We start from the raw sequence: 14,714 nt of genomic DNA, 5'->3' as shown, positions 1-14,714 counted from the left end.
TCACGCCGGCCCGGTCGGCTCGCGCAACTGCTCGTCCAGGGCAGCAACCAGCGAGGCGAACCGGGCGTTGCCGGGCAGGTCCTCCACCAGCACGCACCGCCCCGCCCCATCGGCCAGGGGGATCTTCCAGTTCGGGTACTCGGTGTCGGTGCCCGGCTGGTTCTGTGTTCGCCGCTCCCCCACCGCGTCGGCCAGGGACACCCCGACCAGCATCGCCGGACTCGAGGCGACGTAGCGGTGCAGGGCTTCCACGCGTTCGCGTTCGGTGGGGTAATCGGGCAGCAGCCCGCGTTCGAGGAGAGCCTGGTCCATCTGTGTCCGCTCGGCCCGGGCGGCCAGACGCACCTGCTCGACCGGTTCGGTGAGCAGGTCAAGGGACTCCCGCAGATCCACGTGTTCCTCGGCCAGATAGCCCGCGGTGGGTGGCAGATCGTGTGTGGTCACCGTGCCCAGCACGAGTCGGCGGTACCGCTCCGGGGCCAGCGGGGCGCCGTCGGCCTCGCGCTCGAACCACAGCACCGAGGTCCCCAGGATCCCCCGTTCGGTCAGGTAGGTCCGCACCCAGGGCTCCACCGTGCCCAGGTCCTCCCCGATCACCAACGCGCCGGCCCGGTGGGCCTCCAGCGCCAGCACCCCCACCATCGCTTCGTGGTCGTAGGTGACGTAGGTGCCGGCCCCGGGGGGCTGGCCGGCCGGAATCCACCACAGCCGGAACATCCCGATGATGTGGTCCACCCGTAGGGCACCGGCGTGGCGCAGCACGGTACGGATCATGTCCCGTACCGGAGCGTAGCCTTGCTGAGCCAGGCGATCCGGGCGCAGCGGGGGCTGGGACCAGTCCTGGCCCTGCTGGTTGTACATGTCCGGGGGTGCGCCCACGCTGATCCCGGAGGCCAGCGCTCCGCGCAGCGACCAGGAATCGGCGCCCTCGGGGTGCACGCCTACCGCGAGGTCATGCATGATGCCGATGCTCATCCCGCGTGCCTTGGCCACCGCCTGGGCCCGGGACAGTTGAGCGTCGGCCACCCACTGCAACCAGACGTGGAAATCGATCCGCTCGGCCAGTTCCCGGCGCAGCCGGGCTATCCCGGCACGGGTGATGGCATCGTCGAGGGGCCAATCCGCACCGGTGTAGGACTCCTTGACCGCGGACCACAGGGCGAAGTCCTCCAGGCCCTGTCCCTGCTCCCGGCGGAACGCCTCCAGGTCCCGCTGGCGCGACCGCGAGCGCCCGGCAGCGTAGATCGTCTCCAGCGCCGGCTTCTTCGCTTGCCACATCGCGTCGCGGTCGATCGGCCCCGGGTCGGTGTTCTGCTCCGACACTGCCTCCAGGCCCCATTCCAGCAGGGTGCGCTGGGCGTTGGGCAGGTAGGCGGCCTCCCGGATGTCCTCGGGCCGGATGTAGATGGGGTTGATGAACCGCCTGGTCGTGGGCAGGTAAGGCGAGGGGGTCAGCGGCGTCGATGGCTCGGCTGCGTGCAAGGGGTTGACCAGCACGAAGTCCGCGCCCAGTTCGGCGCCCAGGGATCCCAGTTCGGTAAGGTCGGCGAAGTCCCCCACACCCCAGGAGCGTTCCGATCGGACCGAGTACAACTGGGCCATCAGCCCCCAGGCGCGGTCCGCGAACTCCGGCCGCAGCGGCGGGGCCTGGAGCCGGGCCGGGCTCACGGCCAGCACGCACTCCGCGCGAGTGCCGTCGTCGACCTCGGCCACGATCCGGTGCCAGCCCAGCGGCAGATCACCGGGCAGGACGAACGTTGCCTGACCGGTGAGGGCCCCGTCCACATGCTCGGGCTCCACCCACTTGTCGATCTGTGCCAACTCCCGGCTTCCGCCGTCACCCTCCAGGTCCACATGCACGGCCACGGCGGCGCCGTGGCGCACGTGCACCGCGAACTCGCGCTCCTGGCCGGCCGCTATCACGATGCTGGGCGGCAATACCTGGCGCCAGGGGGCCAGCCGGTGGGCCTCGAGGGCCTGGTGCACCTGTTCGGGAGTGTCGGCCGCCACGTCCATGGCGGTCAGCACCGCGCGGATGGTCGCAGCCGTCACGTCGCGCCGGTTGCCGTGGAAGTCCCAGAACTGCACCGCCACGCCGTGCGCCCGCGCCAGTGCGCGCAGGGACTCATCGGGGGCGGTGGGATCCACCTGTGCTTCGTCCACGGTGCTCTTGGGTCTCCCGGCGTCTCGTCGGTCTGCGGACAATCGGCGGCCCAGGGCCGCCCACCTGCGATCTTGCCAGACTCGGTGGGGCGCGGTCAGATCGATCAGGCCGGCCGCTGGTCCAGATCGATCAGGCCGGTCCGGGCATACCAGTGCCCGCCGTCGTCCAGATGCTCCAGTACCGCCCGTTCCAGGCTGGTACGCCGGGGCAGCCCGCTCCGGTCGGGCTCCTGACCCGGGCGGGGCCGGTAGCCGAACACGAAGTACAGCACGGCCGCATCGGACTCACGCGCCTGCTCCACCAGGCGCCACCGCCGCCCGAAGTCGACGATGTTGGAGCCGGCATCCAGCACCTCGGCAAGGTGGGGGTCGAGCAGCCAGGAGTCACAGTGCAGGGCGTGGGCGGGGGCGTCGGGAAAGTGGGTGGCGAAGAAATTCCGGGCCCGGGCGAAGGAGTCATCCACCTCCTCCGGACGCAGCGGTCCGGTCTGCGGGATGTGGGTGGAGATGACGTGCCCGCCGCCATAGGGCAACAGATTCACCTGCAACCGCCCGAGCCAGAACAGCGCCCCGGACCACGCAGCGGTCAGCCACTCCTGGTTGTCCAGACCGAACTCGCCGAAGACCCGCCGGAACACCCAGATCTGCTGACCCAGATCGGCCAGTGCGGCGTAGGTGTACTCCTCGGCGATACCACGGTCTGCGTGGTACTGCCGCACCACCGGGACCCCGACCAACAGGGCCAGCATCGGGATCAGCCCGCGGGGCCGCCCCTGCAGGTCCGGCCAGGGAGCGAACACTCGATCCTCGGGGTACCCCCACTGGCCCAACGTGCCACCGAGGGCGGTCGCGGCCTCGGCCACGGCCTGCAGATCGTCCTCGCCCAGCGCCGCGACGTGCTGGACCACGGCGGCATGGTCCTGCGCCCGCAACCGCAAGCGGGTCAGCAGCGCGTCCAACGGGCCCGCGCTCAGCGCAGCGCGCACCTGATCGGCCGTGAAGGTGGTCACGGTTGCAGACGTGGGTCGACGGATCCGGGGGTCTTCAGGTGCGCAGTTCGTCGATACTGCCGGCCAGGTCGTCCGCCTCGGGCCCGACCACCACCTGCACCACCCGCCCCGAGCGCACCACACCGAAGGCCCCGCTCGTGCGAAGGTCCTCCTCCAGCACCAGTTCGGGGTCCTTCACTTCCACCCGCAGTCGGGTGATGCACGGTTCGAGATCCACGACGTTCTCGGTACCGCCCAGTGCCGCGAGGATGTCATCGGCCTTGCTCACGTTCGCTCCCAGGCTCAGTCGGTATGTGACGGGGGCGCTTGCGCGCCGTCTCCCGTGTGATGCATCCCACTCTACATGTGCTCATCCACTCGTGCCGCCGTGGACAATGGGACCACCGGCCGCTGTCCGCTGCGAAGGGTGCTGTGATGAACACCGATTCGGCCACCGCGAAACTGCGCGGTGTCGGGGTCAGTCCCGGGCGGGTGCACGCTCCCGTCGCGCGGATGGTCACCGGCCGTGAGGAGCCCTCCGCACTGCCGGTGCGGGTGGATGTGGACAAGGCCGCCGAGCGGATCACCGTGGCGGCGGCCGAGGTGGCCGAGGACCTGCGCGTGCGGGCCGACTCCTGCGAGCAGGCCCCGGCGCAGGAGTTGCTGCGCACCACCGCCCAGATCGCCCAGGATCCCACCCTGGTCAAAGAGGCCCAACGCTTGACTCGGCAGCGGCGGCTGACCCCCGAGCGCGCGGTCTGGGACTCCGCCGGCGCGGTCACCGAGCAGTTCGCCTCGCTGGGCGGGTACTTCGCCGAGCGGGTACCCGATGTGTGCGATGTGCGTGACCGCATCATCGCCAAACTCACCGGCGATCCGATGCCGGGGGTGCCGCGCCGCCGGGAGCCGTTCGTGCTGGTTGCCACCGACCTGTCCCCCGCCGACACCGCCGCACTGGACCCCGCTAACGTGCACGCGTTGCTCACCGCCGAGGGTGGGCCCACCTCCCACACCGCGATCCTGGCACGCGCGCTGGGCATCCCGGCCGTGGTGGGCCTGGACGAGCAACTGGACCGCCTCACCGACGGTGACATGGTGCTGGTCGACGGCGGTTCCGGCCTGGTGTGCATCGACCCGGATGAGCAGACGGTCGCCCAGGCGTTGCGCCCGGTCGCCCAACGTCGATACGAGGGCCACTGCGAAACAACCGACGGGCAGCGCATCGAGTTGCTGGCCAATATCGGCGACCCCGCCGCCGCCGCAGAGGCCGCCGAGGCCGGGGCAGAGGGGGTGGGCCTGTTCCGGACCGAGTTCTGCTTCCTGGAGCGCCAGGACGAACCGGACCACGACGAACAGGTGAGCGCCTACCGGCAGGTACTTGCCTCCTTCGCCGGCAAGAAGGTGGTGGTGCGCACCTTGGACGCCGGGGCGGACAAGTCGATGTTGTTCCTGAACCCCGAGGTGGAGACCAACCCCGCACTGGGCGTGCGCGGGTACCGCACCGCCGCGGCCCACCCCGAGGTGCTCGACCGCCAGTTGGCCGCGATCGCCGAGGCGGCGCGGGCCGAGGGCGCCCGGGTGTGGGTGATGGCCCCGATGATCTCGACCGTGGCCGAGGCCGAGGAGTTCGTGGACCGGGCCTTCGGCCACGGGCTGGAGACCGCCGGGGTGATGGTGGAGGTGCCCAGCGCCGCGCTGCTGGCCGGCCCGATCCTGGCCCGGGCGCACTTCGCCTCGATCGGTACCAACGATCTGACCCAGTACACCCTCGCCGCTGACCGGTTGTTGGGATCGCTGTCGAAGATGGCCAGCACGTGGGACCCGGCGGTGCTGGCGCTGGTGCACGCCACCTGCACCGGCGCCCAGGCGCAGGACCGGCCGGTGACCGTGTGCGGGGAGGCAGCGGCGGATCCGGCACTGGCCGCTGTGTTGGTGGGGCTGGGCGTGCGCAGCCTGTCGATGACGCCGCGGGCCCTGGGCGATGTGGCGGCGGTGCTGGGCGCGCTGTCGATGAAGCAGTGCGCGCAGGTGGCTGCCCTGGCACTGGCCGCCGAGAGCGCCCAGGACGCGCGCCTGCGCATCCGCGAGCAACTGCCGGTGCTGGACGAACTGGGCCTGTGAGCCGATTACGCTGGTGCCGTGTCCGCCTCATCCCAGCCTTCCGATAAGTCCACACCACCGACACCCGGTCAGCATCGGCAACTCGGTCTGACCCGCCGCGTGCGCGGTGCCGAGCGCGCCGATTCCTTCTGGGCGGCGGTGGGCGGGGAGCCCACGTTCCGGGCGATCGTGAGCCGTTTCTACGAACTGGTCGCCACCGACGACCTGCTCCGTCCGATGTACCCCGAGGAGGATCTGGGTCCGGCCGAGGACCGGCTGCGTACCTTCCTGGAGCAGTACTGGGGAGGTCCGACGACGTACCAGCAGCAGCGCGGTCATCCTCGCCTGCGGATGCGCCACGCGGCCTTCCGGGTCACCCCCGCCGCCCGGGACCGGTGGTTGGCGCACATGCGGGTGGCCGTGCGGGAGGCGGACCTGAGCCCGATCCATGAGGCCACCTTGTGGGACTACCTGGAACGGGCCGCACACTTCATGATCAACAGCGCTGACGAGGACGAGGTCTGATGGGCACACCGGGCCCGGGGCCAGCCTTCGCGGACGACGAACCGGATCCCCTCGGGGCGCTGCTGACCTACCTGGAACTCTCCCCCGGTGCGCAGCCGGACACCTACACGGCTCGCTCGGTGCCGCAGGTGCACGGCAGGGTCTATGGCGGGCAGGTGCTGGCGCAGTCGATGATCGCGGCCGCGGCCACGATGGCCCCGGGTCGGCTACCGCATTCGGTGCACGGGTACTTCCTCCGCCCCGGGGACCTGGAGGAGCCGATCACCTTCACCGTGGAGCGGTTGCGTGACGGTCGTTCCTTCAGCGCCCGCCGGGTGCACGCGCTGCAGTTCGGCAAACCGATCCTGACCATGATGTCCTCCTTCCAGGAGGACCAGGAGGGCGTTGAGCACGCCGACCGGCCGCCGCGGGTGCCCGAACCGGAGGAGTTGCCCAGTTCGGTGGAGATGTTCCGCGCCATCGAACATCCACTCGCCCAGTACTTCTATCGCAACTTCGCCTTCGACGTCCGCCACGTCGAGGGAGGGCTGTTCCTGGGAGAACCCACGCGCCCCGAGCCGGCCCAGCACCTGTGGATGCGCACACGCGGCCCGGTGCCCGGGGACCAGATGCACCACCGGGCGGTGCTGGCCTACGCCTGTGACCAGATCATGCTCGAACCGGTCCTGCGCGCCCACAGCCTGCACTGGCGGGCCCGCGGGATCGCGGTAGCCAGCCTGGACCACGCGATGTGGTGGCACCGGGATGTGGACATGAACGACTGGCTGCTCTACGTCCAGGACTCCCCCTCCGCCCAGGGCGGCCGGGGCCTGGGCACTGCGCGGGTGTACAACCGGGACGGCCTGTTGGTGGCCACCATCGCTCAGGAGGGCATGGTTCGCGGCGGCGACTGAGCCCGCCGCGATGCCGGATCGCGACTCAGCCGGTGGTCCGAGCCAGGATCTCGCGAACGTTCGCCAGCGCCGAACCGTGGGCCAGCACCAGGTTGGGTGCCTGCGGTGCGGCGCCGGGTACCCCCAGATGGATGACGACGCCGTGCGGCGCCCGCGCCAGGACCGACGCCACTGCGTCGGTGGGCCCAGGCGTCAGCACCGCGACCCCCTTTCCCGGGTGGTCCGCCAGCCAGGAGGGCAGTGCCGCCGCAGCCACCGGTACCAGGCCGGCGCGGGCGGTGAGCAGCTCCACGACCGCGCCCGCGCGCGGCCCGGCTGCGATATTGACCCCCGCACGCAAATCCACCAGCGCGTCATCGCGCGACAGTCGCACCTGCCCGGTGGTGCGCACCGCAGCGGCGGCCACCCGGGCCCCCACGTGTTCCAGGTCGGTCAGGGCGGTGAGCAGGTCCGGGGCCTCGGTCCGGGCCTGGCGGCTGCGAAGGCCGGCGGCCAGGGCGCGGTTACGGGCCGCGCTGCGCGCCAGTGCGGCGGCGTCCAGGCGGCCTTCCTGCACCGCGCGGCGGAGCCCCGCGTACACCGTCTGGAACAACGCCGCGTCGTCCCGATCCGGGGTTGACCCCAGGCAGAGCAGATCCGCGCCCCCCGCCAGCGCGCGAACAGCGGCGATACTGACCAGTTCCGCCGCGGTGGTGCCGGGGCCGGCCCCGGCATCGGCGTGCAGGGCGGCCATGTCCAAGGCGTCGGTGACGATCGGGCCGTTGTGCCCGAGCCGGCGCAGCAGCGCGGCCACCTTCGGCTCCAGGGAAGCGGGCAGCTCACCCAGGGCCGGCACCACCAGGTGGCCGGTCATCACGGTGTCCAGTCCCGCGCTGATCGCTTCGGTGAACGGGGGCAGGTCCCGACCGCGCAGCAACTCCTCGCCCACCTCCAGCCTGGGTAGGGCGAGGTGGGAGTCAACGTCGGTGTCGCCGTGGCCGGGGAAGTGCTTGGCGCACGCCGCCACCCCGGCCTCCTGCAGGCCGCGCACCGTGGCCACGCCGTGCCGGGCCACCAGGTGCGGGTCCGGGCCGAACGAGCGCACTCCGATCACGGGGTTGGCCGGCTGCGAGGCCACATCGAGGACGGGCGTGAGCGGCAGGTCCACGCCCACCGCTCGCATCAGGCGGCCCTGGGCCACGGCCGCGCGGTGGGTTAGGGCGACGTCGTCGACTTCGCCGAGGGCACATGCTCCGGGCAGGAAGGACCCGGTGCCCATCTGCACGCGGGTGACATCCCCGCCCTCCTCATCGGAACTGATGATCAGTTCCGGGGCGCGATGGTGCAACTGGGCGGTGATCTCCGCGGTGTGCTCCGGGGAGCCGGTGTTGTGTCCGAACAACAGCACGCCGGCCAGCCCTTGTTCGGCGGCTGCCCACAGCCACGGCGGCGGTGTAGGGCCGTTGAACCCGGGCAGGAGCACCCCATGGATGTCCCGGCACAACTGGTCACCCTCGGGGCTCACCGGGGCTCGCTCACATGGGCACAGAAAACACAGGTCAAGATGAACCCCCTAGGATCGACATTGATCCACCGAAGATACACCGGATCGCCCACGCTGCCACCGAAGCGGCTGGGCCTGCTCGGAGGTGGCGGGCACCCGGCGTCAGGTCGGCAGTCGCGCCGGGTTCAGCGGCGCCGGAACACCAGCGGTTCCTCCACCAGGATCTGCAGCGCGGAGCGTTCGTGCTCGGTAAGCCGGCGCGGGCGTCCGGTGGCAGCCTCGACCATCACCATCGAACTGGCGGCCCGGGCGCACAGCCCTCCGCCGGGTGCGTACACCTCATAGCAGACCTCCAGGCTGGCGCCCCCGATCCTGCCGATCCACAACTGCACGTTCACCGGCTCCTGGGAGTAGGTAAGCGGTGCCAGGTACTCGATCTCCTGGCGGGCCACCAGGGTGTGGCTGTCCGCGTGCACGCCTCCGGCCAGCACCTGCGCCGCTTTGCGGACGTCGCCCTCGGACTGCTCCGGACCCGCCGCACCGGAGGGGCCGGCTCCACCCGACCCGGCGGTGGTGCCGGCACCACCGGAGCCGGTACCGGTGTCCCAGAACGTGGCGACCCGGGCCTCCTCCAGCAAGGTCAGGATGGCGGCGTTGTTCACATGGCCGTACCCATCGATATCGCTCCAGCGAATCGGGACGGGCACCGTGATGCGTCCCACGGGTCAGTCGCGGGTGAGCTTGCGGTAGGTGACCCGGTGCGGGCGCGCGGCATCGGCTCCCAGGCGCTCGACCTTGTTCTCCTCGTAAGCGGCGAAGTTGCCCTCGAACCAGTACCAGTTCGCCGGGTTCTCCTCCGTGCCCTCCCAGGCGAGCATGTGGGTGGCCACCCGGTCCAGGAACCACCGATCGTGGGAGACCACCACCGCGCAACCGGGGAAGTTCAGCAGCGCGTTCTCCAGGCTGCCCAGGGTTTCCACGTCCAGGTCGTTGGTCGGTTCGTCCAGCAGCAGCAGGTTGCCGCCCTGCTTGAGCGTCAGGGCGAGGTTCAGCCGGTTGCGTTCGCCACCGGAGAGCACCCCGGCCGGCTTCTGCTGGTCGGCGCCCTTGAACCCGAACTGGGAGACGTAGGCCCGGGAGGGGATCTCCACCTTGCCGACCTCGATGAAGTCCAGGCCGTCGGAGACCACCTCCCACAGGGTCTTGTCCGGGTCGATCCCGCCGCGGGTCTGGTCGACGTAGGAGATCTTCACGCTGTCGCCGATCTTCAGGTCGCCACCATCGAGCGGTTCCATTCCCACGATCGTCTTGAACAGCGTCGTCTTACCCACACCGTTGGGACCGATCACACCCACGATGCCGTTCGGGGGCAGGTTGAAACTCAAACCGTCGATGAGCACCCGGTCCCCGAAGCCCTTACGCAGGTTCTCCGCCTCGATCACCTGGGAGCCCAACCGCGGGCCGGGCGGGATCTGGATCTCCTCGAAGTCGAGCTTCCGGGTGCGCTCGGCCTCAGCGGCCATCTCCTCGTACCGGGCCAGCCGGGCCTTGGACTTGGCCTGGCGTCCCTTGGTGCCCTGGCGCACCCACTCCAGTTCACTGGCCAGGCGCTTGGCGAGTTTGGCGTCCTTCTTACCCTGGATGTTCAGCCGTTCCTGCTTCTTCTCCAGGTAGGTGGAGTAGTTGCCCTCGTACGGGTACAGCCGGCCGCGGTCGACCTCGGCGATCCACTCGGCCACGTGGTCCAGGAAGTACCGGTCGTGGGTGACGGCGATCACCGCCCCGGGATATTTGGCCAGGTGCTGCTCCAGCCACAACACGCTCTCGGCGTCCAGGTGGTTGGTGGGCTCATCGAGCAGGAGCAGATCGGGCTTTTCCAGCAGCAACTTCGCCAGTGCGACCCGGCGCCGTTCACCACCGGAGAGGTTGGACACCGGCGCATCGCCCGGTGGGGTGCGCAAGGCGTCCATGGCCTGCTCGAGTTGGGAGTCCAGATCCCATGCGTCGGCGGCGTCGATGTCTCCCTGCAGGGTGCCCATCTCCGCCATCAGGGCATCGAAGTCGGCATCGGGTTCGGCCATCAGTTCACCGATCTCGTTGAACCGATCCACCTTGCCCTTGATCCCGGCCACGCCCTCCTCGACGTTGCCGAGCACGGTCTTGTCCTCGTTCAGGGGCGGCTCCTGCTCCAGGATGCCCACGGTGTAACCGGGGCTCAGCCGGGCCTCCCCGTTGGATGGTGTGTCCAGACCGGCCATGATCTTCAGGATGGTGGACTTACCTGCGCCGTTGGGCCCGAGCATGCCGATCTTGGCCCCGGGCAGGAACGACATCGTCACGTCATCGAGGATGACCTTGTCCCCGTGCGCCTTGCGCGCGCGGACCATCGAGTAGATGTATTCGGCCACAGGTGAAGAACCTTTCGCAGAAGCGGCCCCCGGGCCTGCGCGGCAGGTGCGGGCCTGATACCTGGTCAGATGCCGGGCAACGCACACTCTCGGCACGGCCCGGGCCAGCCACAACTATAGGCGCCGTGACCACTAGTGCCTACCGGGGCCGCCCCTGCGTCATAGGCCGGCCACCATCCTGCCCGCGATCGAGGAGGTTTCGGCAGGGTGCTGCGGGTCGCCGTTGGCGTCAGCGTCGGCGTCGGCGTCAGCGTCCGGGACGGGCAAGGGGTTGCCGTCCTCGTCCACCTCGGCATACCCGGTCACATCCGGGATCCGGTCCGAACCGTTGCCGTCATGTTCCGTACCTGGCCCGGCGTCCTGGGCCGCACCGTCACCGGCTGCTTCCACCAGGCGTACCCGGGAGATGGTCACCGGGAACTTGTTCAGGTCCGGGCCGAACGCACGGGCGTTGATGACCGCCTTGCGGCCGGACTTCTCCCCGTCCTCCCAGCGCACGAACTCCACCGACCCGGTCACCACCACCGCATCGCCCTTGCTGATGCTGTCCTTGGCGTTCAGGGCCATCCTCCCGTGCATCCACACGTCGTACCAGGAGGTACGGCCGTCCCGCCATTCGCCGGAGCCGCGGTCCCGGAACCGCGGGGTGGTGGCCACACTCAGCCGCAGCCGCGGGTCCCCGTTTGCCTCGGCCTCGAAGAAGGTCGGGGCGCCCCCGACGTTGCCGGTCACGGTGATCATCGTCTCTCGCATGATTCGTCCTTCCCTGCGGTCAGCGCCGCCGGTGTCGAGTTGCCGGGACTTCCGGCACCGACGACGATGCCGGTGACCACCGAAGGCAGCCGGGAAAAGCGGGCGGCCTGTGGACGGCGGCAACGTCACGCCCGCCCTGTGGATGGCGGGCATCGGTGCGTAGCACTGCTACGGCCGTGCGAGCGCGCGGCGGACGTGCGGGGCGGGACCTCGCCACCGCGCGGTGGCCGGCTACAGCGCGGTCAGTGCCCGGCGGACCTGATCGTGCTCGGCCAGGGGCCCGGCGGTGGGCTCGATCAGATCGGCGGCGACCACCTGACGGATCTCATGGGTGGCCCTGGACAAGTAGCTGCTCGCGCGCTCGGCGGCCACGGCCCGCCGGCGCCGCCTGGCCCAGAGCCGCAGCGCCAGCCCGGCCACGATCGCGGCCGCACCCGCACCGACGCCGGCCCACGCCGGCAAAGACAGACCCGTGAGCACATCGGCGATCCCGAGTACCCAGAGCACCACCCCGGCGATCAGGGCAAGGACGCCAAGCCCCAGCAACACCTGGGCGAAGGCACGCATCCGACGCGAACGGTGCTCGGTGGTGGCCGAGAGTTCCACCTTGCTCAGCGCCCGCCACAGGTGGTCGTAGAACGTCTGCGGCGGTGCCACGTGCCGCGTCACCGACTCCTGCCACGCCCGGGGCAGGCCCACGGTGGCCTTGGCCAGCCAACGCTCCCGGATGGCGTCGATCCGGGAGCGGGCAGGCCGCTGGAGGGGGTCGAGCAGGACCTGTCGCGGGCTGGCCACGGCCTCGCGGATGGCCTCGGACGTCGAGGCCACCCCCGACGCGGTGGCCAGGTTCTCCGCGATCGTCTCGGCGTCGTCGGGTTCGGGCTGCGCTGGGCCCAGGTACTCCATCAGCGTCCGAGCGGTGGCCTCCAACTGGCTGCGGGCCGTGCGGGCCGAGACCGAGGCGGAGGCGCTCACCTGGGCGATCCGCTCGCGCAGCTGGTCCAGCCCGGTGCCCGCGCGCGCCGAGGTGAGCAGGATCTGCACCTGCTCCAGGCCCCCCTCGCTCAGCAGCCGGCCCACGTCGTCGCGGATCTGCTCCTCGGTGTGCGCGGGGATGGTGTCGACCTGGTTCAGCACCACCAGCATCGCCCCCTGCCGTTCGGACAGGGTACGCAGGTAGCGCTCGTGCAGCACGTTGTCGGCGTATTTCTGTGGGTCCACCACCCAGATCAGCAGGTCCACCAACGGCAGCAACCGATCCACCTGGCGGGCATGCCCCTGCTCCACCGAATCGTGATCGGGCAGGTCCATCAGCACCAGGCCGTGCAGGCCGGTGTGCGCATCGTGATCGAGTACCGAGTCGCGCTGGATCCGCCGTCCGGGTGCCACCCCGAGGAAATCCAGCAGTTCCTCGGCTCGGCTGCCCCAGGTACAGGCCGCCGCCTGAGCGGTGGTGGGCCGGATGACGCCCACATCGGCGAAGTCCAGGCCCGAGAGCGCGTTGAAGAGCGAGGACTTACCCGAGCCGGTCCCGCCCACCAGGGCCACCACGGTGTGCCCCACGCCCAACTGCAAGCGCTCGTCCACCCGATCCAGGTTCACCTGCGCCTGCTCGCGGACCGGGGCGGGGATCCGCTCGCCGGCCACAGCCAGGGCCTCGGTGATCTGGGCCCGCAGACGGCTCAGCGCATCGGCATCGAACCCCTGGTCCGCACCGTCGGCGACCCTGTCCTCGATCGTGGTGCTCACACATACCCCCTGAGTTCACTGGCGCGCAGCCGCAGGCTCCGGGCCGGTGCGTCATCGATACTCAGTTCATCGAGCGCATCCAGGTACGGCGTCGTCTCGGCGCCCACCGCCGCCCCGGCCCACTCGGCCAGCATCGTTCGCATCTCGGCGACCATCGTCTCACCCCTGGTGCCGAACAGCCGCCCCACAGCCCGTTCGGCTCCGTCCACGCCCACTGCGGCCACCTCCACCAGGGAGGCAGCCCCCTGATCGTCCAGGCCCACCCGCTCCGCACTCAGACCCAGTTCGCCGCCGCGCCGCTCGGCCTCGGTGCCCCACTCGCTGATCAGGGTCTCGACCCGCTGCTCCCGGGCCCGGGCGGCCTCGTCGACGTCCACCTGCTCGGCGATCTGACGCCCGGCCGCGGAATCGGCGAGCATCTGGCGCACCGACAGCTCGGCCGCGGTGCCGGCCTCACGGACCATCGATCCGGCCGCACCGACGGCGGTGTCACGCAGGGATCGCACCGACTCCACCCGGGCGGCGGTGGAGCGCTTGGCGCGCCAGCGTTGCCGCGGGCCGGCAGGTTCGTTGACCAGCGGTGCGAGGACACCGCCGGAACTCGCACTGGACAGCCACGCGGTGCTCGGGGCCCCGATCGCGGCCGCCCCCGAGCCGAGGTCGGCGTGGATCTGTTCAGCGGTGGCACGTACCGAGGCCACGACCTGCCCGCGCAGGGACCGAGAGGTGCGCCGCTGGATCTCCACCGCCGCGGCCACCTCCTGGACGTCGCGGCGCAGCGACGGCCAAGCGCCGCGCACGGTCCGGGCGATCACCGCCCGTGACTGGCTCTGGGCGCCCAGGATCTTCAACCACGCCACCAACTCCCCCACCAATTTCGGCTCCAGCAGGCCCTGGTGCGGACCGACATCCGGCACCACGAACAAGGGCAGCGCACCGAAGCCCTGCGCCTGCAGTCGCTGGAACAGGTCGCGACGCACCTCGATCAGGGCATCGGGTTCGATCCGGTTCAGCACCACCGCCAGGGACAGCCCCCGTTCGCCGGCCTCACGCAGCCTCGACCACGGCACCGCGTCCCCGTACCGGGAGCCGGTGGTCACGAACACCCAGAGGTCGGCCAGTTCGATCAGTTCCAGGGCCAGGTTCCGGTTGGCCGCGCGCACCGAGTCCAGGTCGGGGGCATCCAGCAGCCCGAGCCCGCGCGGCACCTGCTCGTGGGTGACCACGTCGGCCAGGTCGAGTACCGGGTGGCCCTCCAGGTAGTGGGAGTCGGCGGGATGGGTCGCCAGCACGGGTTGGCGGGTGGTCGGCCGCAGCACCCCGGCCGGGCTGACCTCCTCACCGAGGACCGAGTTCAGCAGCGTGGACTTGCCGGCCCCGGTGGAGCCACCGATCACCACCAGCACCGGTGCGGCCACCTCCCGCAACCGGGGGATCAGGTGGTTGCGCACCTGGGCCACCAGGCGGGCGCGCAGTTCCCGGGCCTGGGCGACGTCGTCGGCATCCAGCAGCAGCGGCGCGGCCTCGAGGTTGGCGAGCAGGTCCTCGATCACCTCGACCATGGGCAATCGTTCACCGGTACCGCTCTCGCCCGGGCCGTCGTCTGCGGGGCGGGGTGCGGAATCGGTGCTCACCCTCCTAGCCTGCCTGG

At 70.7% G+C, this 14,714-nt stretch carries 11 protein-coding genes and 1 pseudogene; 3 read left to right on the top strand and 9 right to left on the bottom strand.

The genetic code is table 11. The features are described from left to right. The 3 genes and pseudogenes from malQ to ACO0LU_RS13250 form a co-directional block, all read right to left on the bottom strand. Positions 1-2,163, bottom strand: coding sequence for a 4-alpha-glucanotransferase (malQ, locus tag ACO0LU_RS13260; protein WP_424791821.1), 2,163 nt, complete (start codon positions 2,161-2,163; stop codon positions 1-3). Between the two features lie 104 nt (positions 2,164-2,267). Then, a complete protein-coding gene (locus ACO0LU_RS13255) occupies positions 2,268-3,173 on the bottom strand; it encodes an acyltransferase domain-containing protein (RefSeq protein ID WP_424791820.1) in 906 nt (301 codons plus the stop codon). 34 nt (positions 3,174-3,207) lie between these two features. Then, positions 3,208-3,483, bottom strand: a pseudogene (locus tag ACO0LU_RS13250) (glucose PTS transporter subunit EIIB); the annotation flags it as partial. A gap of 104 nt (positions 3,484-3,587) precedes the next feature. On the opposite strand from ACO0LU_RS13250, the gene ptsP reads away from it, so the two are divergent. From ptsP to ACO0LU_RS13235, 3 genes are all read left to right on the top strand, one after another. After that, positions 3,588-5,273 carry a phosphoenolpyruvate--protein phosphotransferase gene (gene ptsP, locus ACO0LU_RS13245; RefSeq protein WP_424791819.1) on the top strand — a complete coding sequence of 562 codons (1,686 nt, stop codon included), beginning with the start codon at positions 3,588-3,590 and terminating at the stop codon, positions 5,271-5,273. An 87-nt stretch (positions 5,274-5,360) separates the two neighbouring features. Then, positions 5,361-5,777 carry a globin gene (locus ACO0LU_RS13240; RefSeq protein WP_424788529.1) on the top strand — a complete coding sequence of 139 codons (417 nt, stop codon included), beginning with the start codon at positions 5,361-5,363 and terminating at the stop codon, positions 5,775-5,777. Beyond that, positions 5,777-6,670: an acyl-CoA thioesterase gene (locus tag ACO0LU_RS13235; protein WP_424791818.1), complete on the top strand. Its 894-nt coding sequence runs from the start codon at positions 5,777-5,779 to the stop codon at positions 6,668-6,670. The genes ACO0LU_RS13240 and ACO0LU_RS13235 overlap by 1 nt, the downstream gene beginning before the upstream one ends. A 25-nt stretch (positions 6,671-6,695) precedes the next feature. On the opposite strand, the gene ACO0LU_RS13230 is transcribed toward ACO0LU_RS13235, so the two are convergent. The 6 genes from ACO0LU_RS13230 to ACO0LU_RS13205 form a co-directional block, all read right to left on the bottom strand. Beyond that, the gene (locus ACO0LU_RS13230) at positions 6,696-8,174 is read right to left on the bottom strand and encodes a glycoside hydrolase family 3 N-terminal domain-containing protein (protein ID WP_424791817.1); all 1,479 of its coding nucleotides are present in this window, start codon (positions 8,172-8,174) and stop codon (positions 6,696-6,698) included. A gap of 164 nt (positions 8,175-8,338) precedes the next feature. Next, on the bottom strand, positions 8,339-8,860 hold the full coding sequence (locus ACO0LU_RS13225) for an acyl-CoA thioesterase (protein WP_424791816.1): 522 nt from the start codon (positions 8,858-8,860) through the stop codon (positions 8,339-8,341). An 18-nt stretch (positions 8,861-8,878) separates the two neighbouring features. After that, on the bottom strand, positions 8,879-10,561 hold the full coding sequence (ettA, locus tag ACO0LU_RS13220) for an energy-dependent translational throttle protein EttA (RefSeq protein WP_424791815.1): 1,683 nt from the start codon (positions 10,559-10,561) through the stop codon (positions 8,879-8,881). A 159-nt stretch (positions 10,562-10,720) separates the two neighbouring features. Next, positions 10,721-11,314 (bottom strand): single-stranded DNA-binding protein, encoded by a 594-nt coding sequence (locus ACO0LU_RS13215; RefSeq protein ID WP_424791814.1) that lies wholly within the window; start codon positions 11,312-11,314, stop codon positions 10,721-10,723. A 231-nt stretch (positions 11,315-11,545) separates the two neighbouring features. Beyond that, positions 11,546-13,063, bottom strand: coding sequence for a GTPase (locus ACO0LU_RS13210; RefSeq protein ID WP_424791813.1), 1,518 nt, complete (start codon positions 13,061-13,063; stop codon positions 11,546-11,548). Next, entirely contained in the window at positions 13,060-14,697 is a 1,638-nt protein-coding gene (locus ACO0LU_RS13205; RefSeq protein WP_424791812.1) for a hypothetical protein, read from the bottom strand. Before ACO0LU_RS13205 ends, ACO0LU_RS13210 begins: the two co-directional genes overlap by 4 nt. Between the last annotated feature and the right edge of the window lie 17 nt (positions 14,698-14,714).

The organism is Pseudactinotalea sp. Z1748, assembly GCF_049725185.1.
Taxonomy (GTDB): Bacteria; Actinomycetota; Actinomycetes; order Actinomycetales; family Beutenbergiaceae; genus CALKWS01.
Note: the sequence above shows the minus strand (reverse complement) of the source record. Positions and strands in the feature narration are given on the sequence as shown.

Excerpts from the sequence above, each read along its gene's own strand:
- ptsP (WP_424791819.1), top strand. The coding sequence starts at position 3,588 with ATGAACACCGATTCGGCCACCGCGAAACTGCGCGGTGTCGGGGTCAGT.
- ACO0LU_RS13235 (WP_424791818.1), top strand. The coding sequence starts at position 5,777 with ATGGGCACACCGGGCCCGGGGCCAGCCTTCGCGGACGACGAACCGGAT.
- ACO0LU_RS13215 (WP_424791814.1), bottom strand. The coding sequence starts at position 11,314 with ATGCGAGAGACGATGATCACCGTGACCGGCAACGTCGGGGGCGCCCCG.